This is a genomic window from Roseateles oligotrophus (assembly GCF_014204525.1).
Classification (GTDB): domain Bacteria; phylum Pseudomonadota; class Gammaproteobacteria; order Burkholderiales; family Burkholderiaceae_C; genus Paucibacter_A; species Paucibacter_A oligotrophus_A.
The window spans coordinates 437213-461678 of sequence record NZ_JACHLP010000005.1; the positions used below are offsets into that span (position 1 = coordinate 437213).

At 67.1% G+C, this 24466-nt stretch carries 18 protein-coding genes; 2 read left to right on the plus strand and 16 right to left on the minus strand.

The genetic code is table 11. From position 1 onward, the window contains the following. Positions 1 to 3 precede the first annotated feature (3 nt). The 9 genes from HNP55_RS14520 to HNP55_RS14560 all read right to left on the minus strand — a co-directional run bounded on the left by HNP55_RS14520 (position 4) and on the right by HNP55_RS14560 (position 13396). The gene (locus tag HNP55_RS14520) at positions 4 to 1281 is read right to left on the minus strand and encodes an exonuclease SbcCD subunit D (protein ID WP_184300606.1); all 1278 of its coding nucleotides are present in this window, start codon (positions 1279 to 1281) and stop codon (positions 4 to 6) included. Positions 1282 to 1283: 2 nt separating this feature from the next. After that, complete coding sequence (locus tag HNP55_RS14525; RefSeq protein ID WP_184300609.1) at positions 1284 to 2570, minus strand: hypothetical protein; 1287 nt, start codon at positions 2568 to 2570, stop codon at positions 1284 to 1286. Positions 2571 to 2847: 277 nt separating this feature from the next. Further along, positions 2848 to 4671: an ABC transporter ATP-binding protein gene (locus HNP55_RS14530; RefSeq protein ID WP_184300611.1), complete on the minus strand. Its 1824-nt coding sequence runs from the start codon at positions 4669 to 4671 to the stop codon at positions 2848 to 2850. Beyond that, entirely contained in the window at positions 4668 to 5990 is a 1323-nt protein-coding gene (locus HNP55_RS14535; RefSeq protein ID WP_184300613.1) for a hypothetical protein, read from the minus strand. Before HNP55_RS14535 ends, HNP55_RS14530 begins: the two co-directional genes overlap by 4 nt. Beyond that, a complete protein-coding gene (locus HNP55_RS14540) occupies positions 5987 to 7741 on the minus strand; it encodes an ABC transporter ATP-binding protein (protein ID WP_184300615.1) in 1755 nt (584 codons plus the stop codon). The genes HNP55_RS14535 and HNP55_RS14540 overlap by 4 nt, the downstream gene beginning before the upstream one ends. A gap of 116 nt (positions 7742 to 7857) precedes the next feature. Beyond that, positions 7858 to 9129 carry an MFS transporter gene (locus HNP55_RS14545; RefSeq protein ID WP_184300617.1) on the minus strand — a complete coding sequence of 424 codons (1272 nt, stop codon included), beginning with the start codon at positions 9127 to 9129 and terminating at the stop codon, positions 7858 to 7860. After that, on the minus strand, positions 9126 to 10139 hold the full coding sequence (dmeF, locus tag HNP55_RS14550; protein ID WP_221439595.1) for a CDF family Co(II)/Ni(II) efflux transporter DmeF: 1014 nt from the start codon (positions 10137 to 10139) through the stop codon (positions 9126 to 9128). The genes HNP55_RS14545 and dmeF overlap by 4 nt, the downstream gene beginning before the upstream one ends. Further along, positions 10139 to 12490 carry a TonB-dependent receptor gene (locus tag HNP55_RS14555; RefSeq protein WP_221439596.1) on the minus strand — a complete coding sequence of 784 codons (2352 nt, stop codon included), beginning with the start codon at positions 12488 to 12490 and terminating at the stop codon, positions 10139 to 10141. The genes dmeF and HNP55_RS14555 overlap by 1 nt, the downstream gene beginning before the upstream one ends. 60 nt (positions 12491 to 12550) lie before the next feature. Further along, the gene (locus HNP55_RS14560; RefSeq protein ID WP_184300619.1) at positions 12551 to 13396 is read right to left on the minus strand and encodes a class I SAM-dependent methyltransferase; all 846 of its coding nucleotides are present in this window, start codon (positions 13394 to 13396) and stop codon (positions 12551 to 12553) included. Positions 13397 to 13632: 236 nt separating this feature from the next. On the opposite strand from HNP55_RS14560, the gene HNP55_RS14565 reads away from it, so the two are divergent. After that, a complete protein-coding gene (locus tag HNP55_RS14565) occupies positions 13633 to 14562 on the plus strand; it encodes a helix-turn-helix transcriptional regulator (protein ID WP_184300621.1) in 930 nt (309 codons plus the stop codon). A 19-nt stretch (positions 14563 to 14581) separates the two neighbouring features. Here the strand turns inward: HNP55_RS14565 and HNP55_RS14570 are convergent, their stop codons facing one another. The 4 genes from HNP55_RS14570 to HNP55_RS14585 form a co-directional block, all read right to left on the minus strand. Continuing rightward, positions 14582 to 15286, minus strand: coding sequence for a Fis family transcriptional regulator (locus tag HNP55_RS14570; RefSeq protein WP_082437513.1), 705 nt, complete (start codon positions 15284 to 15286; stop codon positions 14582 to 14584). Next, positions 15286 to 18378, minus strand: coding sequence for a class I SAM-dependent DNA methyltransferase (locus tag HNP55_RS14575; RefSeq protein ID WP_348648708.1), 3093 nt, complete (start codon positions 18376 to 18378; stop codon positions 15286 to 15288). Before HNP55_RS14575 ends, HNP55_RS14570 begins: the two co-directional genes overlap by 1 nt. 75 nt (positions 18379 to 18453) lie before the next feature. Then, positions 18454 to 18960, minus strand: coding sequence for a hypothetical protein (locus tag HNP55_RS14580; RefSeq protein ID WP_184300625.1), 507 nt, complete (start codon positions 18958 to 18960; stop codon positions 18454 to 18456). A gap of 104 nt (positions 18961 to 19064) precedes the next feature. Continuing rightward, entirely contained in the window at positions 19065 to 20270 is a 1206-nt protein-coding gene (locus HNP55_RS14585) for a DUF1173 family protein (RefSeq protein WP_221439597.1), read from the minus strand. Positions 20271 to 20428: 158 nt separating this feature from the next. Between HNP55_RS14585 and HNP55_RS14590 the strand changes: the two genes are divergently transcribed. After that, positions 20429 to 20929: a DUF3016 domain-containing protein gene (locus HNP55_RS14590; protein ID WP_039920411.1), complete on the plus strand. Its 501-nt coding sequence runs from the start codon at positions 20429 to 20431 to the stop codon at positions 20927 to 20929. A 76-nt stretch (positions 20930 to 21005) separates the two neighbouring features. On the opposite strand, the gene HNP55_RS14595 is transcribed toward HNP55_RS14590, so the two are convergent. Genes HNP55_RS14595 through HNP55_RS14605 form a run of 3 tightly spaced genes read right to left on the minus strand, consistent with a single transcriptional unit; the run spans position 21006 to position 24450 of the window. Further along, the gene (locus HNP55_RS14595) at positions 21006 to 22106 is read right to left on the minus strand and encodes a saccharopine dehydrogenase NADP-binding domain-containing protein (protein ID WP_184300630.1); all 1101 of its coding nucleotides are present in this window, start codon (positions 22104 to 22106) and stop codon (positions 21006 to 21008) included. Further along, on the minus strand, positions 22103 to 23383 hold the full coding sequence (locus HNP55_RS14600) for an MFS transporter (RefSeq protein WP_184300634.1): 1281 nt from the start codon (positions 23381 to 23383) through the stop codon (positions 22103 to 22105). Before HNP55_RS14600 ends, HNP55_RS14595 begins: the two co-directional genes overlap by 4 nt. Beyond that, positions 23380 to 24450: a methyltransferase gene (locus HNP55_RS14605; RefSeq protein ID WP_184300637.1), complete on the minus strand. Its 1071-nt coding sequence runs from the start codon at positions 24448 to 24450 to the stop codon at positions 23380 to 23382. The genes HNP55_RS14600 and HNP55_RS14605 overlap by 4 nt, the downstream gene beginning before the upstream one ends. Positions 24451 to 24466 lie beyond the last annotated feature (16 nt).

A 24466-nucleotide genomic window follows, 5' to 3' on the forward strand; every position in this document is an offset into this window, starting at 1 on the left:
GATTCAAACAAACACGCGCGCACATGTCGAGGCATATTCCTTCACCAGCGCTCTCATCCCAATCGATTGGAGCAGATGCTCCACGATCTCAGTCGGCCCCTCTTCGCTCAGTGCTTCCAGGCACTTCAGCACACAAGCAGGCTCCACGCCAGTGAGCTCCGCCCAGCGCCGCACCTTGTCGGCCAGGGTGCCAAGCTGGCTGATGCCCGGCGCCCGGGTCCGCACGACTGGGACGATCCGCCCTTCCAGCTTGGCCTGCGCAGCGCCTGCCAGCAATCGGCTGATTGCGGCGCGATCGACCGCGTGGCGATCCTCGTCCGCGACTGTCCAGCGTACGCGCACATGCGCCCCCTCCACCCCGTGACTGGCGATGGCCTCGCGCAGCGCCTCCAGATCCGGTTGCCCTTCGAACACGATGTCGATAGTGCGCCGCGCCGGCGTCGGCACCAGCATGCACGCCCCGGCATCGGCGCTCACCTCCCAAAGCAGAAAACCCTTCTCGCCCTCTTCCCCGAAGTGGAAGCGCCCGATGGAGCCGGCATAGGCGATGCACTGGCGGCCAGCCGGCCCGTTCTGTTCCCAGGATTGATGGCGGTGGATGTGGCCCAGCATCACGGCCTGGGTTTCGGCGCTGAACAGCACGCCGGTGCTGAATTCGTGGTCGAAACCCGCCATCGGCACGCCATGCTCGGAGAGGCTGCCGAACACCGTTCCATGCGAAACGGCGACAGTCGGAGTGCCTTGTGCCTTCGCCCGCCGGTTGGTGGGCGCAAAGCCCGCGAGCAGCAGCGCCAGGTGCTCTCCCACCGCCTGGGGCGCATCGACCGCGCCGACGGTGGCTGCGACTACGGCCTTGTTGATGGTCGGCACGCATGACAGCAGCAGCCGCGCGCCCATCGGCACGTCCTCGAAGCGCCAGCTGCTGGAGGCCTGCCAAAAGCCCTCCCGCGTCAGCGCAACCTGCTCGATGCGGTCGGCGACATGCACCGGATGGCGCGCTCCCAGCAGCCGGAACACCGAAAGCGTCCCCGGCGGCTCGTGCGAAAACGTCCCCTGCAGCATCAGCACCGGGCAATGGTCGGCCAGCCGGCGCACCTGCGCCAGAAGCTTGAGGGTGGCCGGCTCATGCAGGTCCAGGCCGTGGTCGGTGGCATCCCCCGAGAGGATCGCCGCCTCGACCCGTTCGGCGATCGCCCGATCGACCGCAGCCCCAAAGCACCGATCCGCCTCCTCCAGCGTCGCAGCGCCGTAGTGCAGATCGGAAAAGTGAGCGATGCGCATGGTCAAGCCCTCCCTGCCATCGCGCCCAGGACACAGTCGACCTTGTCGGCGTAGCCTTCCGGATCATTGGCGTAGCGCTCCAACTCGTCCCAGGCGCGGCCGCGGCCATGGGGGTTGATCTTCCAGCCCCGACCCCAGCGCCGGTCGGCGTACTGCTGGAAGCGCCCAGCATCCAGACCCATCGCCTCGGCGCGCCCCAGCAACTGTTCAAGCGTGGGATGGCCTGGGCGCATGGGCGCGGCCACGTCCACCGGCTTCGCATCGCCCTCAATGGCCTTGTCGGCTGCAGCCGGATGCCCCGCCGGCACGCCTTCGAGCACCTGCTCGGCCATGCTCGCCTGCATGATGGCTGCCTCCGTATCCTCGCCGTCGCGCAAGAGCGCGGTCACGTCGATAGGTGCCTCCAGTTCGATGATCCACTGCGGCACGCGCACGGCGCGCCCGTTCTCGTCGATGTGCGGCACCTCGCGCAGCACCTTGGTGAGATAGAAGGTCTCGCGCGCCCGGCCAAGGAAGCCTGAGATCCGGCCACCCCGCATGTGGCCGATGGCCTGGAAGCGCTGGATCGCATTGCTCATCGCATAGAAGCTCGTCGTCGGCAGCTCCAGCGCGCTGATGGTGCGGATGCCCGGTATGAAGAAAAGAAAGCGGCCGGTCAGGTTGCACTCACGCGCTTGGTATTCCGGGCAGGATTCAGGATCGCAGACCCCGCCGTTGTCCTCGCGCAGCATGGTCTTGCGTCCACCGAAGATGCGGATCGTGCGCCGGCCGGTATGATCCATCGGAACCGGCGCGTGGCACATGCAATGGCGCGTCACGCCATCGGCCGAATACTGCGACCAGAAGCGCTTATCGTGGGTACCCCAGGCGGCCAGCTCGTGGGGCATGACGCTCTGCCAGTGATCGGCCGGGAACACCACGGGGAAGCGGTAGAGGCGATGCCCCTGGCCCCGCTCCTCGCCGTAGGCGTCGAGGATCTGTTGCGCGACCTCCGGGTTGGGGAAGTCCTGTGCCCGAACAGTGAACCATGGCAGGTTCCGCGGCACCAGTGGCGACTTCAACTGCGGCAAGGCCTCCTTCAGGGCCCGCTCGATCTGCTCGAACGAATGGCCGTCGGCCACGCCCTGCTTGTAGATTTCCTTCGCTTGCGGCACCTCGGCCGCGCGCTTGGTGAGCACCATGATGCCCGGACGAATCTTGCCGCCGGTCGGGATGCGTGCAGGCCCCTGGCCCAGCAGTGTCGGCTGCGCGACGGAACCGTCCTGAATGGTGACGATGGCGTTCGCCATGTTTCGCTCCTTCATGAACCTCGGCAGATGCCGACAATTCATGCTCTCAGCGCGCCGCCACCTTTCAAGTCCGCAAACGTCCTCGCCTCCCGACCGGAACAAGCGTCTGCCCGTCCCTGCCCTCGCGATTTCCCCCTGCGTGAAATGCAAGGTCAACCGAACGCCGAGGCTGAAGCGCCGCTCATGGCATCTCAGCACGACCGTGCGCGTCGTCTGACCTCGCTGGCGCTGGCGAGCGCTGGCGGGATGGACGGGTTCCCGGTGGACCGGAAAGCCACTATTCGGTCGAAGCTGCCTGCCGGACATGCCAGGCCTTGGCAAGCAGCTGCGCTGCCCACATCGCGCGGTAACGCCCTTCCTGGGCAAGGAGTTCGTCGTGCCGGCCTTGCTGCACGAGCCGGCCGCCATCGATGACCAGAATCCGGTCGGCCGCCGCGATGGTGGAAAGCCGGTGGGCGATGACGATGACGGTGCGGCTCTCCACCAGCGCGTCGATGGCCCGCTGCACGGCCAGCTCGCTCTCGGTGTCGAGCGCCGCGGTCGGCTCGTCGAGGATGACGATGGGTGCGTCCTTGAGCAGGGCGCGGGCGATGGAGATGCGCTGGCGTTCGCCGCCGGACAGGCGCGCGCCGATGTCGCCCAGGCGCGTGTCCCAGCCCTGCGGCAGGCGTTCGATGAAGTCCAGGCACTGCGCGGCGCGGGCGGCCTCGCGCACTGCCTCGTCGCCCGCATCGGGGCGGGCCATGCGGATGTTGGCGATGACCGTGTCGTCGAACAGGTAGACGTCCTGGAACACGGTGGAGACGAGGCCATTGAGTACATCGGGCGTCATCTCGCGCAGGTCGATGCCGCCGATCAGGATGCGGCCCGCCTGCGGATCGGCGTGGCGCATCAGCAGGCGGGTGATGGTGGTCTTGCCCGAGCCCGAGGGGCCGACCAGCGCCGTCATGCCGCGCTCGGGCAGATCAACGCTGAAGTCGGCGAGCACCGGCGCGTCGCGCGCCGCGTCCTGACCCGCGTAATGGAAGCACACGTCTTCGAAGCGTACGCTAAACGCCGCGGGCATGTGCGCCGGCTCGCGCTGCGGCAACGGCGGCACGGCCAGCAGTGCCTCGATACGGTCCAGGGCCGCCTCGACCAGCTCGACGATGTTGGTGTAGCTGAGGAAGTTGGCCAGCGGCTCGGAGAACCGCACCAGTACGACCAGCCACGCGGCCAGCAGGGCCGGCTCCAGCGTGCCCGCTGCCACCCAACCGGCGCCCGCTGCGGCCGTGGCGAGCAGGCCCAGCTCGACCACGCTGGCGAAGATGATCTTCGGCCCGGCGGCCTTGCGCTGGCCGATGGTCTGCACGCGCTCGACCTGCGCGAACGAGGCTTGCAGCGCAACGGCCTTTTCGCCCTCGCAGCGCGCGGCGCGCAGAACCGGCAGGCCCTGCGCGTATTCGACGATGTCGGCGTTGGCGCGTCGATGGGCGTCTTCCAGCGCGCGCATGCCGCGTGCCTGGTAGGGGCGGCGCCAGCGATACAACGCGACGACGGGCGGGTAGACCAGCAGCAGCGCGAGCCCCAGGCGCCAGTCCACGGCCAAGAGCGCCAGCGCCAGCACCGGCGGCATCACGACGACCTGCGCGATCAGGTTGGCGACGGTCAGGGTGTAGTTGAAGTTCTCGTCCACGTTGCCCAGCAGTGCGGCGTTCATTTCGCCGGCGCGCTTGTCCTGGATGGCTTCCAGCGGCATGCGGCGCAACTGCTCGCCCAGCCGCGTGCGCAGGGCATGGGTGGCGCGCGCCATGTGGCCATGGAAGTCGAAGCCCTGGGCGCGCCAGCGCAGCGCGGAGGCAATCAGCGCCAGCGCCACGAAGGCGAGCAGCCAGCGCGATGCGGCGGAGCCATCGGGTTCGCGGTTCGCGGTGCCCACCAGCGCGGCAAGCATCGGAAACACGCAGGCCAAGGCCAAGCCCTGCACGGCGGCGGCGGCCGCCAGACCGGCGAGGCTGGCGCGCAACGCCTGCGCCTCGCCGCCGGTGCTGCGCAGCAGGCGCTGCAGCAGTTGGCGCCAGGTGGCGAGGGGGGCGACGTGGGCAATGGTTGCGGTACTCATGGCAGGGCTCGGGCCGGTGTGGCGGTGAAGGCTCGGCTGGCGCGCTCGTCCACCGCGGCGTGGACATCCACGCGCGGAAGTGCCCGCCAGGCCCAGGCGATGTAGGTGGCGTAGGCCGCACCGGCCAGAGCGAAATGTGCCGCGTAGCCCAGGCGCGCCGTCGAGACGCCGGCCAGCGCGCCGAGCGCGAGGCCCCCGAGGCTCTCGGCGCACATCACCAGCGTGAGGTCGGTGCCTGGCTGGCGGCCGATGACAGCACGGGTGAATACGGTGAAGAAGCCCATCGACGCCACGCCGTCGGCCACCGCCTGCAGCGCTGGCAGCAGTACGTAGACCCAATCCCACTCGATGCCCGATGTCGGCAGCCAGGTGATGCCAAGGCCGCCGTGGATGCATGCGGCCAGCAGACCCAGCAGCAGCGCCACACACAGACCCGCCCCGGCTGCCACACCGCGCGCGGACAGCCCCTTGCGGCCAAGCAGCCAGGCGCCCAGCGGAGCACCCACCAGTCCCCACAACCCCAGGTTCACCGCGGTCATGATGCCCACCTGCTCCAGCGTGACGCCGTGGTCCACCCAGAAGCTCTTGACCATGGATTCGCTGGCGGCGCTGGCGCTCTTGAACAGCAGGGCCAGCGCGAGCAGCGTCCACGGATGGGCACGCTCGAAGAAGCCGCGCAGCCGCACCCGCGCCGCGTCGTCCCGGGCTCGAGGTTCGAGTGCACCGCTGGGTGTCCGCGCCGCCGGCATCATCCGAATCGCCATGGCGGCCGCGACGATCATGGCCGACGCGCAGGCGAGCATGAAGGCGGCCCAGCCCGCCGTGGCACCGGCCAGCAGCAGACCGGCGCCGCCAGCCAACATGCCGCCCGTGAAACCGGCGAAACGCAGGGTGTTGATGCGTGCAGCGCCGATGGCCCCTCGGCGGACGATGGCATGGCGATCGGTGGCGACATCCTGCGTCGCGCAGGCGGCGGCCAGCAGGGTCAGCAACGCCAGCCCGGGCAGGAAGTGCGTGCGCAGGTCCACCGCCGCCAGGACGGCGTAGGCCAGGGCCGCGGCGAGTTGCGTGGCGGCGATGACGCGGCCGCAACCCAGCCGTACCGCCAGGCGCTCGACCGGCGCGGCCCACAGGAATTTCAACGCCCAGGGCAGGAAGGTCAGGCTCACCAAGCCGATGGTGTCCAGCGCGGCGCCATGGCTGCGCAGCCACGCCGGCAAGCCGAGCCAGGCCAGCCCGGTGGGCAGGCCCTGGGCGAAGAACAGAACGGCCAGCAATGCGTCGTCGCGGCGATTGGTCTGAGGGGCGGGAGTGGTCATACGGGGGTCTTTGTGCCGGGAGTGGTGTGCAAGGTCCAGTGCTGGGCGCGCTCGTAGCCGGCCCACAGGCGCGCATAAACGCCTTGTGCTGCGCCTTGGCCTGCCAGCAGCGCCTCGTGCGTGCCGAACTCGGTCAGGTGGCCGCGGTCGAACACCAAGATCTGGTCAGCGTCGCGGATGGTGGCCAGGCGGTGTGCGACCATGAGCACCGTCTTGCCTCGCATCAGGGCCGACAGCGCCTGCACCAGTGCGGCCTCGTTCTCCGGGTCGGCGAAGGCGGTGGCCTCATCGAGCACGAGGATGGGCCGGTTCTGCAGGATGGCGCGGGCGATGGTGATGCGCTGGCGCTGCCCGCCCGAGAGGAACACGCCGCGCTCGCCGGCCGGGGTGTCATAGCCTCGCGGCAGCGCGCTGATGAACTCGTGCGCCTGCGCCGCGGTGGCCGCGGCGACCACCTCGTCCATCGTCGCCTCGGGCAGGCCCAGGCGGATGTTGTCGGCGATGCTGCTGGCGAACAGGAAGGTGTCCTGGAAGACGAAGGCCACGTGCCGCATCAAGGTGTCGGCGCTCATCTCGCGCACGTCCACGCCGCCGACGAGCACGCGGCCGGCGTTCACGTCCCAGAAGCGCGGGATCAGGCGCGCCACGGTCGTCTTGCCCGCCCCCGATGGCCCCACCAGCGCGGTGACGGTGCCCGGCGCCGCGCAAAAGCTCACGTTGCTCAACGCGGGCTCGGCGGCATCGGCACCGTAGCTGAAGCAGACGTGTTCGAAGCGCACGCTGGCGTCGGCAGGCGCGCGCTCTTGCGCCGCCGCGGGCTGCGGCAGCACGGGCAACTCCAGCACCTGCTGGATGCGACGCACCGACAACATGGTCTTGTCCACCAGATGCATCAGCGTCATCAACGGCAGCATGGCCTCGGCCACGCCGGCGCCCAGCAGCAGCACGGCCAGCCAGGTGCCGAAGTCGAGCCGGCCGGCCTGGAACTGCCAGCCGCCCATCGCCAGCAGCACGGCCAGCGTGGGTAGCGCACTCATGGCCGCCATGCCGAAACGCGCGCTGAACGCTGCGCCCGCGTACCAGCGCAGGAGCACGTCCAGGTAACTGTCGAGTGCGCGCTGGTAGCGGCCGAAGGTGGACTGACCGGTGTCGAAGGTGCGGACCACCGGCATGGCCTGGACGAACTCCACCACAGCGGCGCTGACCTGTTCGCGCGCCTCGTTGTACCGACGCACCATCACGGTCCGGTCGCGCATGGCCAGGCTCAGCACGGCCAGGCCTGCCAGCACCACACCCAGCGCGGCCAGCGCCAGACGCCAGTCAAGCGCGAACATCAGCGCCAGGCTTGCGAGAGGCGCCACGGCGGCGCGAGCAAACAGCGGTGTGCTGTCGGCCACGAAGACATGCAGCGCATTCACGTCGTCCTGCATGACCTTGGCCAGCGCCCCCGAGCCCAGGCGCTGGACCTCACCCATGGACACGCGGGCCGCATGCTCGGCCACCCGCGTGCGCAGGATCGTCTCCAGCCGGAAGGCAGCGTAGTGGGACTGGTTGAAGGCCGTGATGCGCAGCACGAGGAACAGCACCGTGCCGAGCGCAGCCAGCGCCAGCCAAGGCCATGGATCTGGGGCGGTCTCTGTGAGCAGCGCGCGCACCATCCAGGCCAGCGCCCCGAGCACGACGAATTGGCACAGTGTGGCCAGCGCAGACAGGGCCATAGCGAACTGGATGCGCCTGCGCACCGGTTGCATGATCCGCCACGGGGAGGCATGCACCGATCGAGGCGTTGGTGCTGCGGTATCACCCGCCTGCGGATCGGCTGGGGGAGGCAGTGCCGAGCGATCGGCTGTCGCGGTGTTGGACGTGTTCATGACGGACGGGCCGGTGTGGGGGGCGTTGCGGGAGCCGGCGGGGTCGACAGGCGGGGGCGCCAGGCCAGCACCACCGACGCGAGGGCGGCGAGCGCGCCGACGAGCAGCGTGTCGCGCATGCCCAGCGCGTCGATCAGCAGCGGCGCCAGCGTGGCCGAGCCCATGCTGGACAGCATGAACACGCTGAACTGCAGGCTGTAGTCGGTTCCCGCGCTGGCGGGGTGGACGCGGTCCATCATCAGCGTGGCCAGCACCACGTGCAGCGGCGTGTAGCACAGGAAGTAGAGGCACACGGCCAGCGTCAGGGCGGCGTCGCTCCCGCCAGCGCCGCCCCAGCCGGCCCAGGGGGCCAGCAGCGCCGCACTGCCGAAGAGATTGATGGCCGCGGCCATGATCAGTGCGCGCCGCCGCCCCCAGCGCGGCAGCAGCCAGCCGACCGCCAGCGCCGAGGCCGCCGAGAGCAGCGAACCAGCGACGTTGGTCACCAGGCCGATGCGCTCCATGCTCCAGCCCGCCGTCACCAGCAGCGGCGTCACCAGGCCGTAGGCCAGTCCGGCCGCGAAGGGAAACAGGAGCAGCACGAACAGCCAGCCGACGCCCCCGGCATCGGGCCAGAAGGTGCGCAGGCGCCCGTACAGGGTGCGCGCGGACAGGGGCGTCAGGCGCTGTCCGGGCTCGCGCAGCCAGACAAGCTGTACGAGCGACACGGCCGTGCCTGCGGCGAGCCACCCCATGCAGGCGCCCCAGCCGATGCTCGGATAGGCCATCACCAGCACGCCGCCGCCGAGCAGATTCCCCAGCAGGCCGCCGGCCGTCTGGATGCCGTTGCCCAGGCCCCGTTCGGCCTCGGGCAGCGTGCGGCAGGCAATGGCGTCGGTGGCCACGTCCTGCGTCGCCGACAGCACGGCGACGAGCACGGCCAGCGCATAGACGGCGGCAAAGTCCGCGACCGGATCGAACGCCATCATGGCCAGCGGCGCGACCACCAAGCCGGCCTGCGTGAGCAGCAGCCAGCCGCGGTAATGTCCCAGCCGGGCCCAGCTGAAATGGTCGAGCAGCGGCGCCCACAGCAGCTTGAAGGCCCACACCGTGCCGAGCAGGTAGATCAGGCTCAGGCGCGACATGGAGGCGCCCTGCTCCTGCAACAGCGCGACCAGCGCCACCGACAGGAAGCCGAGGGCGAGGAACTGGGTGGTGTAGAGGCTACCCAGTAGCCACCAGGTGCCGGCCGGAGTGCGCAGGCGTGTCGTCGTCGCAACTTCGGTCATGGCGACTCCGCCCCATGGGGACTCGGGCAATGGCGGCAGGCATGGATCTCGACCAGCGGGTGATGGATGCCGGGCAGGCCGGCGAGCGCGGCCTTGTACGCATCGGGTGCGGCGGGGCCGTGACTGACCACCGAGGCTGCGAGTGTCCAGGCGCCCTGGCCCACCGACCACAAGTGCAGATCGGTCACGCGGCTGTCCGCCACCGCTTCGAGCCGAGCGCGCACCTGGCGCCGCAATTCGGCCGGGCCCTCGGCATCGAGCAGCACAGCACCGGTCTGGCGCAGCAGCCCGACGGCCCAGCGCGCCACCACGCCCAGCGCCAGCAATGCGATCAGAGGGTCCAGCCAGGTCCAGCCCCAGGCCCAGGCTGCGAGCAGACCGGCGATGGCGGCCACCGACGTGGCGGCATCGGCAAGCACATGCGCCAGTGCGGCACCGAGGTTGTGGTCATGCACGTGGCCGGGGCGATCTTGAGGATCGTCGTGTCCGTGGTCGTGTTCATGAGCATGATCGTGCGCACCACCCAGGAGCCAAGCGGACAGCAGGTTCACCGCCAACCCCAGCACGGCCACGACCAGGGCTTCCGTCGGGCGCAGCGGTTCGGGACTCAGCAGGCGCTGCGCTGACTCGATGGCGGTCCACACCGTGGATGCCGCCAGGATCAGGGCGCTGGTGTAGGCCGCCAGATCGTTGATCTTGCCGCTGCCCAGGCTCAGGCGCCGGTCCCGGGCGTAGCGCCGCGACATGGCATAGGCGCCAGCCGCAAGGCCCAGTGCAACGGCGTGTCCCCCCATGTGCACCCCGTCGGCCAGCAGCGCCATGGAGCCCGTCCACCACCCGGCGGCGATCTCCAGGCCCATCACCGCGACGGTCAGCATGGCCACCGTGGTGACCCGGCGCTCGGCCGGGCGTATGCCCTCCTGGCCGAAGTCATGGGTATGCGCCGAGGCATCGGCTTGCGGGCAGGTACGGGTCCCGACGGGCAGAGTACTCATGATGGCGTCGCGCATCAGAAGAACTGCCAGGTGAAGCCCAGCCCCACCGTCCGGCCGCGCGTCGGCATGCCCACGTTGGCATTCGGGGTGAAGTAGTAGACGTACTGGTCGTAACGCTTGTCCTGCAGGTTGTCCACCCAGAGGTAAAGCTCTCCGGCACCCGAGGCGATGCCGATGCGCGCGTCGATCTTCTGCAAGCGCGGCAGGAAGATGTGGTTCTGCGGATCGTTGGCACGCGTGCTCATGACCCGGTAGGCCAGCAGCGTTGTGAGCTGCGGCGAGGCCAGCCCCATGAAACCGGGCAGCGGCCGGGTGTAGTTCACGGACAGCTTGCCGCTCCAGCGTGGCACGTCCGGCACGCGGTTGCCGGCGGCCACATCGCCGCCCGATACGCCCATCACCGACTGGGTGATGGTGGCGTCCGTGTAGACGGCGCCGCCCTTGAGGGTGAGGCCGGGCGCCGCGCGCCACTGGCCTTCGACTTCCAGGCCCCGGGCTCGCGTGTCGGCGTTGATCGCCTTGGTCGCGAAGGTGGTGTAGTCGTAGCCCAGCATGTGATCGTCGCGCACGCGATTGAAGAAGGCGGCAGTGGTCCATGCGAGACGGCGGTCGGCGCTCTCGAACTTGAGGCCCAGTTCCAGGCTGTCGACCTTGGCGGCCTTGAAGGGATCGCCGTCGGCGACCTGCGAGGTCTCGTCCTGGAAGCCCTTGGCCTTGTGCCCGTGGGCGAGCACGCCGTACAGGTTGGTCTGGGTGTCCAGCGCCCAGGACAGCGCCACCCGCCCGGTCGCATACCGGTCGTCGAGCGAGCGGCTGTCCTGAGTAGCCGGATAGCCGGTGGTGACGAAGCTGGCGTCGTATTTCTTGCGCTCTTGCGTGTAGCGCAGGCCGCCGGTGAGCTTGAGCGCGGCCGCGAGCGGCACCGTGACTTCGCCGTAGGCCGCCTCGCTGCGCGTCTCGAAGTCGCGCAGGTTGTCGGTCATCCCGCCGACGGTGGTGTCGTACTCGCGCTTGGAGCCGTACAGATTGACGCCCGCCACCCAGAACGTCGCGGCACCGGGCAGCGAGGACAAGCGCAGATCCTGGTTCCACGCGGATTCGTCGCGGTGATATTGCTTGAGGTACTCGGTGGGCATCCCGAACACGGTGGCCGCCACGATGCGATCGGCCCCCGAGGTCTGGTCTTCGCGGCGCTGCTGGAATGAAGTGTGAGACGTGAGGCGTGCATTGGCCAGGTCGTGATTGACTTCCAGCGCGTGCCGATGGCTCTTCACGTCGGCACCGAAAAGGCCGGGCGTGGCATCCAGGCTGGGCGGGTCGCCGTAGGGCCGCAGCAGCATCAGGCCGACCTTGTCCTTCTGGTCCTGATGCTCGGTGGTCAGCAGCACCGACGTCGCCGCCCGCGGCTGCCACAGCACGCTGGCGCGCAAGCCGAGTTCCTTGGCTTTCATGATCGGCTCGCCGGTCTGGATGTTGTGGACCACGTCATCCGACTGCTGGCTGCGCAGCGCGATGCGCGCGCTCCAGTCCTCAGCGAGGGCGCCGCCCACGGCGCCCTCGATCAGCCGCTGTCCTTCCTGTCCGGCCTCGATGCGCGCATAGCCATCGGGCTCGCGGCTGGGCCTGCGTGTGACGATGTTGATGGCGCCAGCCTCGCTGTTGCGGCCGAAGAGCGTGCCCTGCGGCCCCTTGAGCACCTCGACGCGTTCCACGTCCAGCATGGGCAGCGAGGCGTTGCGTGCCGACAGCGGCGTGCCGTCCAGGTTGACGACCACCGAGCTGTCCTCGCTGCTGACTTGGTACAGCGATCCCACGCCGCGCATGCGCACATTGGCGTCGCCGAAGCCGCCCCAGGCGTTGACCTCGACTCCTGGGGTGTCGCGCAGGGCTTCTTCGAGCGTGGTGAGGCGCCGCTGCTCCAGCTCAAACCCCTGAACCGTGCTGACGCTGAACGGCACGTCCTTGGCGCGCTCGGCGCCGCGCCGGGCAGTGACCGTCACCGCGGGCAAGGTCTTGTCTGGCTCGGTGGCGGGCTGGGCTTGCTCGACCACCGCGATCACGAAGCGTCCATCGCGTTCCGCGATCTGGAGCGGATGTCCCGCAAGCAGGCGATGCAGCGCCCGCACTGGCTCGAAGCGGCCGCTCAGTGCAGAGGCCGGGGTTTCAGCCAGCCCTTGGGGCCACTGCAGCGGACGCTGAACCGCAACGCCGGCCTGTGCTTCGAACAGCCTCAGCGCGGCCTCGAGCGGCTGGGTTGGGATGTCGAAAGGCAGCTCGGCGGCCAGGCAGGTCCAATGAAACGATGCGAGTGCGACAAGTGCTGCGATGCGGTGGGCTTTGTTCGGGCGGGCTTGAAAGGATGTCATGAGGAAAGATGGGAGGCGGGCATGGATGAACAGGAGCTTGTGGCGGACGCCGGAGGGCGGTCATTCACGGGCGAAGCGCACGCGCACGATCGCGGGGAGGAATTTGGCAAGTGGCGGTATGTGCGCCATCCAGAGCCCCAGCCGCGCAGGGAAGGTTCTGAAACGGCGGTAGGGCTCGTGCTGCACCGAGGCGATGTGTGGACTCCACGCCCGCAACGCGGCCTCGATTTCGTCGCGATTGATGCCCCAGGGCATGGGCGGGGCGCGGTAGTGGCGCGTGACATCGAAGCCGTCCATGGTCTTGCGCGAGAACCAGCGCGGGATGGTGTCGAACATGAGTTCCCCCCCTTCGAAGCGCTTCGCCATCGCCGAGATCAGACGCCCAACCTCGTCTTCGGGGAAATACATGAACAGGCCCTGGGCGGTGACGAAGACACCCTTGCTCGCCTCGACCTCGTCCATCCAGCTCAAGTCGAGCGCGGAGCGCACAATATGGCGGCATCGCTCGCTGGGTGCCAGGTAGCGCTCGCGCACGGCAATTGCGTCTGGCACATCCACGCACAACCAGCGCACACGTCCATCGTCGCAGCGCTGGAACTGCGTCTCCAGCCCGCAGCCGAGCTCGACCACCATGCCGCCGGGATGCGCAGCAAGCCACGGACGCAGTGCCTCATCAAACATCTGCGAGCGGGTGGCATGCGAACTGTCGGGACGACCGAAATGGGCCCGGTAGTCAAAAGCGATGGATTGGAAGATGCGCTCGGCCTCCGGATCACGAAACCAAGCATCGGGGCGCAGGGATTCGGTGGCGCGGTTGTGCAGCGTCCACAGCATGGTCTGCGGTACGCCGCACAGCACCGGCGCGGCGTCAACTGTGGAAACGGGATTGAGCGGTGCTGGGGACATGAATTGATCAAGGAGATTCGATGGATCCGTGGTGGTGCGAAGGCAAACGCCCAGCCCCTAGGACCCACGCAAGGAACAGTTGCAAACTCTGTTCAATAATAATGATTCGTATTACGATTGCTACCCGGAACGGGCTCATTGCTGCTCGCATCGGATCAACAAAGGCAAGAGGAAGCGATGCATTGATGCCCAGGTCGGACGCAGCCACATCGGTACCCCATCTCCTGGCTACGGAGATGATCAGAGACCCCAGCGAAGCCTTGGGGCTGGACCTTGTCTCGTCCAGTCATCGGCGGGTGGCGACCCGAGAGGGTGTGCAGCTGATGCACTGGTCCACGCGTCTGGCCAACCCGATCGAGCTCAGCGTGCTCGATGACAGCGGGTTCATCCATTTCAGCTACGTATTGCTGGGCGAATCCCTCGCGGTGCTGAACGGCAGGAAAGGACACGGTGTCGGTCGGAAGATCGACGAGCGCCAAGTGCACGCAGCCAGCGGCAACATCGCGTTTGGCCCCGGTCAGTGCTGGCGATTTCACCAGCACGGCGTTTACGAGAGCGTTGGCGTCATGCTGCGACATGACGCATTCGAGCAGTTGGTGGGCGACGCCGAGCCGACGCTGCGCCGTGCGCTGTCAAATGGACTGTGTTTTGAGACTGGGCACCGCGGCACGGAATTGCATGCCACGGCCCAAGCATTGGCGCATGCGATGCGACACCGTCCGGGCGACAGCGAAGCTTCAGGAGAGCGGCACCCTTTATGGCTGCAGGCGCAAGGACTGACGCTGGTGAGCCTGCTTCTGGAGGCGCGGGCCGATACGGGTGGCGCAGGCGGATTGGACCGAGCAGATCAAATGCGTCTGGCCCGTGCGCGCACGCATCTCCTGTCCGATCTGTCGCAGCCTCCGCTGATCCTGGATGTGGCGCGCGAGAACGGGCTGAGCCCGGCGAAACTGAAGCGCGGGTTTCGCGCGCTGTACGGCTTCAGTGTGTACGGCCTGTTCCAGCACGAGCGCATGAACGAGGCCCGGCGCCGCCTGCTGCGGGAGGACACCAGTGTGTCGGCAGTGGCGTGCGATCTGGGCTACTCGAACATGAGCCACTTCTCAGCGGCATTTCGCAAGCAGTTCGGCGTCAATCCGGGAGAGGCCAGACGGCGCGGCCGATGATCCGGCTGGCAATGGGCTCCTATGCGGATTTCTGCTTCCGAGTGGTAGTCGGATAGCCGAATGCGAAGAAGAAATGAGATACGCGAATCGTCCCGTGCGTGGGAGCAAGCGCGGCATCCCGCTCGTGTTCCGTATCGAAATCCGCCCCAGTGAACATCGCAGAAGGCCGGGCATAAGGGAGGCCCGAAGGCAAGCGCCGCAAACGCAGAAACGTGGCAAGCGCGGCGTCCTGGAGTGCCTCCCTGATGGGTGGCACCACCTCAGGCTCCGGATCCAGCAGAACTCCCACCATGGCCGCAACGGCCTCCTTTCGGCTATAGATGCCCGTGACGAATCGCCCCAATCCCTGGTCTTGTAAATAGTGGTCACGGTGTTTCTTCTGGCGACCCAGGCGTTTGAACTCGAAGACCAGCTTCATGCCGCGGACGTCATCGTTCCAGCCGTAGACAATATCGGTCCGCCGCTCCTCAAGCATCGCGCCAGTGTTCGGATCAACGTCCCCGATGATGTCTTCGGCAGCCCACATACCGAGCAAGCCGCGTTCCCGTGCGACGTGGTTCTCAACGTACACCTTCAGCCGTTTGGTCAGCCCATCTTCCTTCGTCTTGGGATTGAAATCCGGGCGCGGCCGTCCCGCCAATTCTGTCCAGCCCTGACGCAGCGCCTCCACGGCCTCCGTGGCCGGCTGGATCGGAAAGGCAGCAAACCAGTCGACTGGAGACATCATGCTGTCGCCTCCCCCTTCTCGACGGATTGGCGCACTTGCACACCACGGACGATATGCTCGGCATCTCGAAGAGCCTTTCGCACTGTCCAGTTGCGCTTGGTAAGCGGCCGCACAAGGTACAGCGCGCCATCAACCCAGAGATGCACATCCGGCACTAGGCAGAGGAAGTCTCCCGATGGAATCGCGCAAAGCCCCGCATTTCTCAACTCGGCGAGTGTCGCAAGCACCAACTCGTCATTCATCGACGCGCTGACCTCGGGCCTGTCAGTGGAATCTCCCAGATACGAAATCCGCACGATGCCTGACGGCCCGGCGCGACTCGGGTCGTTCGCAACCACATCGACACGGAATCGGCCTTGGCCGCGTGCCTTCGTTCTCCACGCGGTCAAGGCATTGGCGAGGGTCTGGGCATAAATGCCGAAGTCCTCGGAGCTGGCCCTATGCTGAGCTGGGGTATCCAAACTTTTGAAACTGCGCGGCCGCACAGAGGGCATGAGGACGCGAACCGATTCACGGATCAGCGTCTGCTCTTCACCGGAGAGTCCGAAATAGGAAAAAACCGCCTCGTCCAACTCGTCACGCAACTCATCGTAGCGGGATGCTTGCTCAAGTTCGGGCAAGGCCATCAGTTCCGCCATGCAAGCCTGAACCGTCAAGAGCGCGTCCCGTGCCGCCGCCGGATCCGGCGCATCCTCTGGCACAAAGAACGGGAAGGTTTCGACGTCTGCCAGATGCACGCCGTTGCGCTCGCACAGCATCTTCCAGCCACGCATCATGAGAAAGTAGCGGGCGAGCGTCGAGCGCAGATACGCCGCAGTGAACTGAAGCAGGGCAGCGTCCTCCTCGCGGCCAGCGATCACGCCGATGCTGTGGGTGAAGGAGGCCTGCCCATCGTAGTAGACCGCGCGAATGTTCTGCTCACCCTTGGAGAAACCATCCGGAAAAAGCACCCGCGGTCCATCGAAAACGGCACGCACACCTTCGTTCAAACCCACGACAGTGTCCTGAGCCTCAGGCCACTTGGCCAGCAGTTCGGGATGAAGAACAGGCGAGCCCGCACGCAGCGCCGCAATGGGCACGAATGGCATCTGGCGCAGCTCGCCGGGATCGACCGCCTCACGGCTCTTGTCATGGAGATGGATCCCCTTGCGATATACCCAGCGCCGAAACTCGCGGGGCCCACGCCAGAAATCGGCAAACGTACCGCGCAAGGTCAACCGCGTCCAGATGGACAGGTCACTGGCATCTCCCCACATCATGGCGACAAGCAGTTGCGGATCCTCGGCAACCGAGCGGGTCTGCAGCGTGTGGCGATCGGCGGACTGCATGGTCAGCCGACCGAGGGCAAGACTAAGGTCGGCTTTCGGCACCAAATAGTCGAACGTCTCCCCAAACGGAATGTGACTCAACAAGCCATCCGGACGCCTCTCCCCCAGGAAGACATGGCACGTGTTTTCAGCCGTAGGAAACAGCAGCCCCTGCAGATCGCCAAAGTTGATCAGGCGTGACGGTCGGTATCCCTTGAGAAGGTGAGCGACAAAGTCCGCGCTGGAAGCGCCGAGAAATTGGCCGATGGGAAGGATCAGGCAAGCTCGACCGCCCTCCGAGAGAAATTCAAGCGCGCGCAGCGCGTAGGCACCGGCGATCTGCCGCCGTGCGAAAGGAACACCAGCGCGATCCGCCCAGTCATCCGCCGACGTTCGGCTCTCACCCTCAGGTTCTGCCCAGGGAGGATTGGAGATAACCAATGAAAATCGGCGGGTGTGGAACGTGTGGGAAGTCCGGAAGAAGTCGGCCCGTTGGCTGCCATGGGCAAGGTTGCTCCCGTTGAGGGAGGGCAGCTTCGTTCCATCGCGCTCCTGTGCCGCCAAGATGTCCGCTGGGGCCAGCCCCTCAAGGAGTGACAGGTACAGGCTGAAGGCCGTCACGCGGCACGCCATGAAATTGATGTCGCCGCCAAAGATGCTGCGCTTGAGGAGCTCGCCCCGCTCGGCGAATCCGAGTTGCCTCCCCTGCCGCGCCTCGCACAGTGCAATCAGGCGACGATAGGCTGTGGTCAGCAGGATGCCTGAACCGCAGGCCCCATCAAAAATCGTCTCCGCCAACGGATCGGGCGAGGCCATGAGCGCCTGTTCAACCGCCAGCATTGCCAGGTTGCGGGGCGTGTAGTAGGCGCCATCCTTGGCCTGCTGCTCTGGCGTCAGAAACTTCTCATACAGACCGGAGAGCAGTTCGACGGGTATGTAGCTGAAATCGTAATTCCAGAAATCGCCCTGCCCCGTCTCCATGTCGGTTCGACGCAGAAACTGGTTCAGGAAATCGAATCCGTCATCTGTGAGGGCAGTCCAGGGATCGTGCCGGTCGTCACCCAGGAAATCGCCATTGAAATCTCCCCGCAGACGATCGACCAGCACGCGCACGCCCTCGCGGTCCATTCGCGCAACGAGGTCATGAAGCTCACCGACGTCGCGACGCCCGCGATAGGTCACTCCAACAATCTCCCGATGCTCCAGATAGGAGACGAAGAGCACCTGCCCCATGAGCAGCTCTGCCCATCGCTTGCGGTCACTGGTCTTTGCTGCGCCACGAAAACCAGTACCCGCAAGTTTCGACACTGTCACCGACAAGTTCGCAAGCAGCTTGCTGTCCACCCGAGCCTTGACGTCGAACCAAGCCGGCAGCCTTCGCGACAGATTCGCAGTGGCGACATCGAGGGCGGAAAACGGACCATCCGGCCTGGCTTCTTGCAAACTGAAACGCTGCTCAGCCTTCTGGAGCTTTCGGACCGGAAGCGCAACCGCTTCGCGGTCGCGCAGCTCGATCACCACCGTTGCCAGGTTCTGATTCCAAATGCGTTTGCGGACATCGTCGAGCGCAGAAGCCGACAAAGGCTGGTCATCCGCCATGAAGACAACGGTTGGCACGCCTTCCACCACGAAGACCGCCTGAGCCCGAACGGCCCCGTCCGGCTTGAGCAGCGACTTGATCTCCAACGCATAAGGGTGCGCTTCGGAGATCGCCGCACCGCGGACGTGAAGCGCCGCAGGCTCGGCGGCATAGCCGAGCCTGTCCAGCCACTGCTTCAGCACTGCGTCCGCCACGCTACACCCCTCTGCGCATCAAACCGTGCCTACCACGCACTGCGACGCTCCAAGCTTGGCGGCTCATGCCGATCTCCTCTGGCGGGGGCGACTCACCGCCTTGACCGTCGGGGTATCGCGCGTGGCAGGCAAGGAGAAAAGATCAAGTTGACCAGCAGCCACATCAGGCAAGGCAAAGCCGTCCCGCAGGACAGCAAGGTGCGGATCGAGACGAACAACGATGGCATCGGCTTCGGACGGCAGCGACCCATCATCCAGAAAGAACCATGTGCCTCCGGGAGCCAACGCCAAGCGCCGGCCCCAAAGCGCAATGAAAGAGGTTGATCGCAGTGCCTTGCGCAACTGGGCGAACGCGCCTTGATGCGTCTGCAGCTCAACAGCAAACTGGTCGCGAAGAAGCACGGCCAGCCGAAGGACGAGGATGGTTTGCCAACTGAACTGTGCAGGCGATCCCTTCGTCTTCGGACGCACGTCCGCCGACACCAGCGCACGTCGACTGGTCCACTCGCGAAGCTTCTCTATCGAAAGGCCCGTCAGCTTCGATGCCACCGGGGTCGGAACCAGTCGCATAGCCATCCTTTCAACAGAGTTCGCCAACGTCGGGTATGGTACCCGATTTCCTCCAAAGGTAGGGTACCGTACCCGAACTTTTCCTCCCTCGGAGGACACCGTGTTCAGCACACCGCACAAGCAGGCAATGTCGGCATCGGCTGATCGGTCCACCAGGTCCAGAGCGGCGGCGATATCCGCGCAATCACCTGCATTTTGGCCGCACGTTCCTTTGCCTCGGCGAACGCGCTGACCACGTGAAGGGCGACTGGCTCGGCGCCGGTGTCAGTCAGCAGTGCGTTCGGAAATCCCGCCGTGCTCTTCGCGTCGTAGCGCAAGGGCTTGATGAAACGCCGCTGTTGTTCCACCAGGGCGTGGATGAGTTCAATCTCGTGCGCGCCCTCCACCGGAATCCAGTGTTCGGTCGTCAACATCAAGCTCAACGCGTCCACTTCATAGACGTGCTCACGCTTGGCGCGAATCAAGGCCGTCAACACCAGGCGCGGCCGGTAGGCCGCATCGGCGTCCTGAACCTCGAAGTAGGCCGCATAGGTCCTGCGCGCTCGTTCCCAGGTCTTGTCAGCGATGAGCAGCGGCGCATCGGGCATGTGCTTGATCCACAAGCGGCGCCCAAACGCCGTCGCCTCGCAGGTCTTGAACTCACCCAGAACCACCGCCAGCGGCGACTGACCGTCACGTGGTTGCAGGATCGCGAGCTTGTCGCGGCGGCGCTGGGCGGCCGCAGCTTTCGAAGCCTCGCTGAAGGGCTCGGGGACATGGAGGCGTTGAGCCAGTGGCTGTCCCTTGACGATCATCTCCGCCGCGGCCTCCAGCAAGTGCTTGCAGATGACACCCTGGTTGCGCTTGCCCGCCATGGCGGGCAACCAGCGATTGAAGCCCGCCCGTTCGAAAAGGAAGTGCGTCAAGGCGCGCAGGCTCATCCGGCGACGCGGGACGTTGATCTCACCCGGATCATGGGGCTCGCCCGGCGCGACACCCCGGCCGAGGACGCGCACCCACGGAAAATCCACGCGCAACTCGACGCTGCCCGCCAGGGTCTCGATGATGGCCTCCCCCATCAGTTCGCCGAGCCCGGACTGCTGGGCATCCGGCTCATAGGACGGGCACTGCGGATGATGCTGCCCACCAGTGCCCGGCATGCGCTTGACGACGTACTGCCGGTGGCGCGCCACGTACATCTCGACTCCGTCAGGCACGCACAGGCAACGCGGCCGATCCACCCCCTCGCGCACGCGCGCCAGAACCTCCTGCAAGCGAGGATCCAGAGCGTCATACACCTGTCCGGCGATGGAATAGCGCTGAGCGTCCATGGAGGTCTCGAAAAGCCCATCGTGCTGGCGGCTAGACCGGAACGCCATCCAAAATCACCGCCCAATCGGCCCGATTTCGATGTCGGCCTCCATGTGCTCGGTGCAACCAGATGAAGGTCGACGGAGTCGAATACCATGTAGCAAGTCGAGGGTTCACCATGACCATCAGAACGTTCCGTGCGCTGTGCTGTGTCGCAGCCATGTCGGCGCCCGTGCTGCATGCTGCAGCCGACGTCGCGGTGCAATTCATCCATCCCGAGCACTATGCCGACGCGGGCGACTACGGCGTGCGCTCCCAGCGCAACCTCGAGTCCATCAAGCGGCACCTGCAGGCCCTGGGAGATCGCTGCCTGCCGGCGGGCCATACGCTGGACATCCGAATCATCGACCTCGACCTGGCGGGCCGACACGAGTGGTGGCGCCCTGGCACGTACGATGTGCGCATCATGCGCGGTGTCACGTGGCCGCGGGCGGACCTCGAGTACCTCTGGAAGGACGCACAGGGCAAGGTACTCGCCGAACGGCAGGAGCGTGTTTCGGACATGGACTACCTGTCTCGCAGTGCGTTTGTCCGCTCCGACGGCGATCCGCTGGTGTACGACAAGGCCATGCTCACCGAGTGGTTCGAGCGGCGATTCTGTCCGCAACACCGTGGCTGAGCACCCGCGAAAAGGCACGGTCAGACGGCCCGCCCATCCAGGCGAACCCGAGCCTTGTTGAGCCGGCGAGAAGCGCCTACATCGGGTTGAACTCCACGCGCCGAAGGACTGGCGCACAGCCCGCCAACGCCTCGTCCAACGTCAGCACCTCCTCGATGTGATGGGCGCCCGGTGCCAGACGGCCAACCAGCAACGTGCGCGCCACCCAGACTGCCACTGCAGCCGTGCATGCCGCCTCCCCATCCCCGGCAACGACCCAACTCGCGCGATCGCCAGACTGGCTGAGGGCATCGACCTGGACCATGAATCCATTTCCGCCGATCGGCGCATGGGCCGCTGTCCATGCCAGCGACTTCGCCAAACCGTCCGGCGGCAGCCACTGCCGGACGCGCCAGCGCGCCATCCAGGCAAATGCCTGTGTCACCAGCCGCGAATCGAAACACAGCCAGGTGGCCGCCGACTGCAGCGCCAGGGTACGCGGCAACGTGTGCTGCTCCGAGAAGTCGAAGCGGTAGGCGGTTCTTCGGCCGTAGGGCTCCGCGAGCCGCACCGGCCGCGACTCGCCAAAGGCGCGAACCTCCCTTGCCCCGGCAGGGGTCTGCAGCGTGAACGTGGCACCCAAACGGTCCAGCGTCCAGCGGATGGCAGCCAGTCCATGGACCTCACCTGCGCCCAGCAGCACCGTGATGTCGGCATGCTGCAGCGGCCCCAGTTGATCGCAGGCCTTGCGCACCAGCAAATTGGTGAGCCCCGGCGCGACGCCGACGCTCAGGACCGCGCTGGAACGCTGACTTTCACCTGACGCCCATCGGGTCCGCACAGCGTCCAACACCGAGGCCGTGGCCGAGACGTCGACGTAGTGAATGCCCGCGGCCTGGCACTGCAGGGCAATCCACAGGCTCGCTTCCTCGACGCAGTTGACCACCACGGTGATCCGGTGCGGCAACTCCTCGATCACCGGGAGATACCCGTCACCCAAGGCAACCGCCGTCACCCGGGGGCCCTGGACCTGGCAGAACGCGCGAGCCCGCTCCAGGCTGCGCCCGGCAACCAGCACATGACAGGGACTGTCGCGCAAAAGGGCGCGGACGATGCCGCCTCCCACCGCACCATAGCCGCCGACAACCAGCACCGCCTGGTCGGCACTCACCATCGCCTCAGGTCTCGCGTTCGTCATGGCGTGGGCTCCCCCCGCCGCAGACAGCGCCCGCCCAGCACCGTGCACAGGGCGAACGCCGCCAGTGTTCCCAACATCGCCGCGTCCCCAAAGCGGTCAAGCAGCAGGCCCGCCACAGGCGGCACCAGCACACGGCTCAGCGCGAACAGCCCGGCCTGCAGGCCGTAGTCGGCGGCCCGGCAGGCATCGCGGGAGAACTCCATCATCAAGGCGAAGGCGAGCGATGACGCCAGCCCCATCGCCAGGGCCAGCGCGGCGCTGCCCGCCAACAGCCCCCAACGCGCCTCCACCCCAAGCTGAAAACCCAGGACAGCGGCAAACACCCCGAGGGCCAGCACATTGGCCCACGCCGACCGCCACGCCACCGCCATCAGGCGCTCGCGCCGCACCCAGCCTGCAGCCAGGCTGGCGCCTGCCCCCAGGGCCCCGCCCCCCACACCGGCGACCAGCGCCACCTGCGCGGCGGGCAGTCCGTGGTCCAGCAGCAGCGGCTTGAGGAACACCCAGGCGGCCGCAACAAAGGGAAACTGCCCGATCAGCAACAGCGTCCAGGCCGGCGCCCCCGGTTGCTGAAAAAAGCCTCTCCAGACACGCCAGGGCGCCTGCCGCGACACGACGGCCCCTGAAAACATCGCCTGTTGCAATGGAGCGGATCCGCGGCCCAGCACGGCGACGATCACCAAGGTGCTCAACACACCCATGGCCAGAATCAGGAAAGGAAGCGTCCAACCCCTGGCCTGCTGGACCAACAACATGAGCCCCCCGCCCACGACCGCGCCCGCAAACGTGGCCGCCGCGCGGATGCCGCCGGCCAGCGGCCTGGCCTGCGGTGGCAGCAGCCCGATGGCCAGTGCCTGCACCGGGATGTCGGCCCAGGTGGACAGCAGGGCCGCCAGCAAGGCCAGCGCAAAGAGCATGCCCTTGCCGGCACCCTCACCCACTGCCGCCAGAGCCAGCAGGCACAGCGCAAAGCCGCCGCCCGTCAGCCACGCCCAGCGCTGCGCGGCCAAGACCCTGGACGACGGGCTGAACGCCGGATCCGGCAACACGGCAGAGCGCCGCTGCAACGGCCAGCGTTCCACCGGAATCGCCAGCAGCGCCTTGAAGACCGCAGGCAGGCCGGCAAGTTGAAAGACGCCGATCTCCGTGCCCGACCACCCTTGTTGCCGCATGACCAGCGGCAGCCCCAGCCAGAGGTAGATGGCCGGGGCCGTCAACGCGAAGTTCACCCAGCCGAACAGCAGCTGCTGGACGCCGGGACGCAGCGCGCCGTTCATGGCACGTCCCGCCGCGCCACGACGACCTGCTGCACCGCCATCGGGAACTGGCCGCAGGCGAACTGCTCGATGCGCACGAAGCCGGCACGCGCCATGGCCGCAGCCAGTTCCCCCTCATGGGTCACGTGCCGCCCGAGCATGCGCAGCGGCAGGTACCACGGCACCACGCTGCATGCCTCACCCTGCTCCCTGGGCAGTTCCGCGTGCACCGCCACCAGCACGCCACCCGGCCGCAGGGCGGCGAGGATCTTGCGCAGGGCGGCTTCGATGTCCGGCACGAAGTGCAGCACCGACGAACACCAGATCAGGTCGTGGTCCGACCCGATGTCGTCCGTGGCCAGGCTGCCGCCCCGCGTGGACAGGCGGGCGCCGAGCCCCCGCGCCAGGATGTTCTCGGCCGCCACTTCGACCGTCTCGGGGAAGTCGAACACGACGCCCTGAAGCTGGGGGCGCTGCTGGGCCAGCGCGATGGCCACCAGGCCCGGGCCGCCCCCCAGGTCCAGCAGCCGCTGCGCCTGCTGGAACTCCGGCAGGCGCCTCATCACCTCGACGGCGGCCGGCGCGGTCACCGCACGCTGCTCCTGCGCGATCTGCACCCGCGCCGCGGCCGCCCACTGCGCTGCGCCACCGGAGGGGCCGTGGTCAGCCGAAAGCGGGGGCTTCGACACGCCCGGACCATGGCGGACATGCTCCCCCAGGCTGTCGACGAACCCGCGCATGGACCGCAGCCGGAACAACCAGGCCTTGGCGCAGGACAGCTCGGCCCCCTGCGTGAGGTAGGCGCGCGCACCTGCGTCGAGACGATAGATCCCGTCGGCGTCGGCATCGCCGTCATGGCGGCCATGGCCCTGGCGCTCCAGCACACCCATGCTCCACAGCAGCTCCAGCAGATGGGCGGTGCCGACGGGGTGCAGTTGCAGGCGCTGTGCCAGCGCCGCGGCGCCGGCCGGCTCGACGAGCGCATCCAGCACGCCGAGTTCGACGGCAAGCCGCAGGCCCTCGGCCTGCACGGGCGCGGCCGCCAGATCCCACCAGCGGCGCAACTCATGTGTTTGTTCGAGATTCATGGCGTCGGCGTCCTGT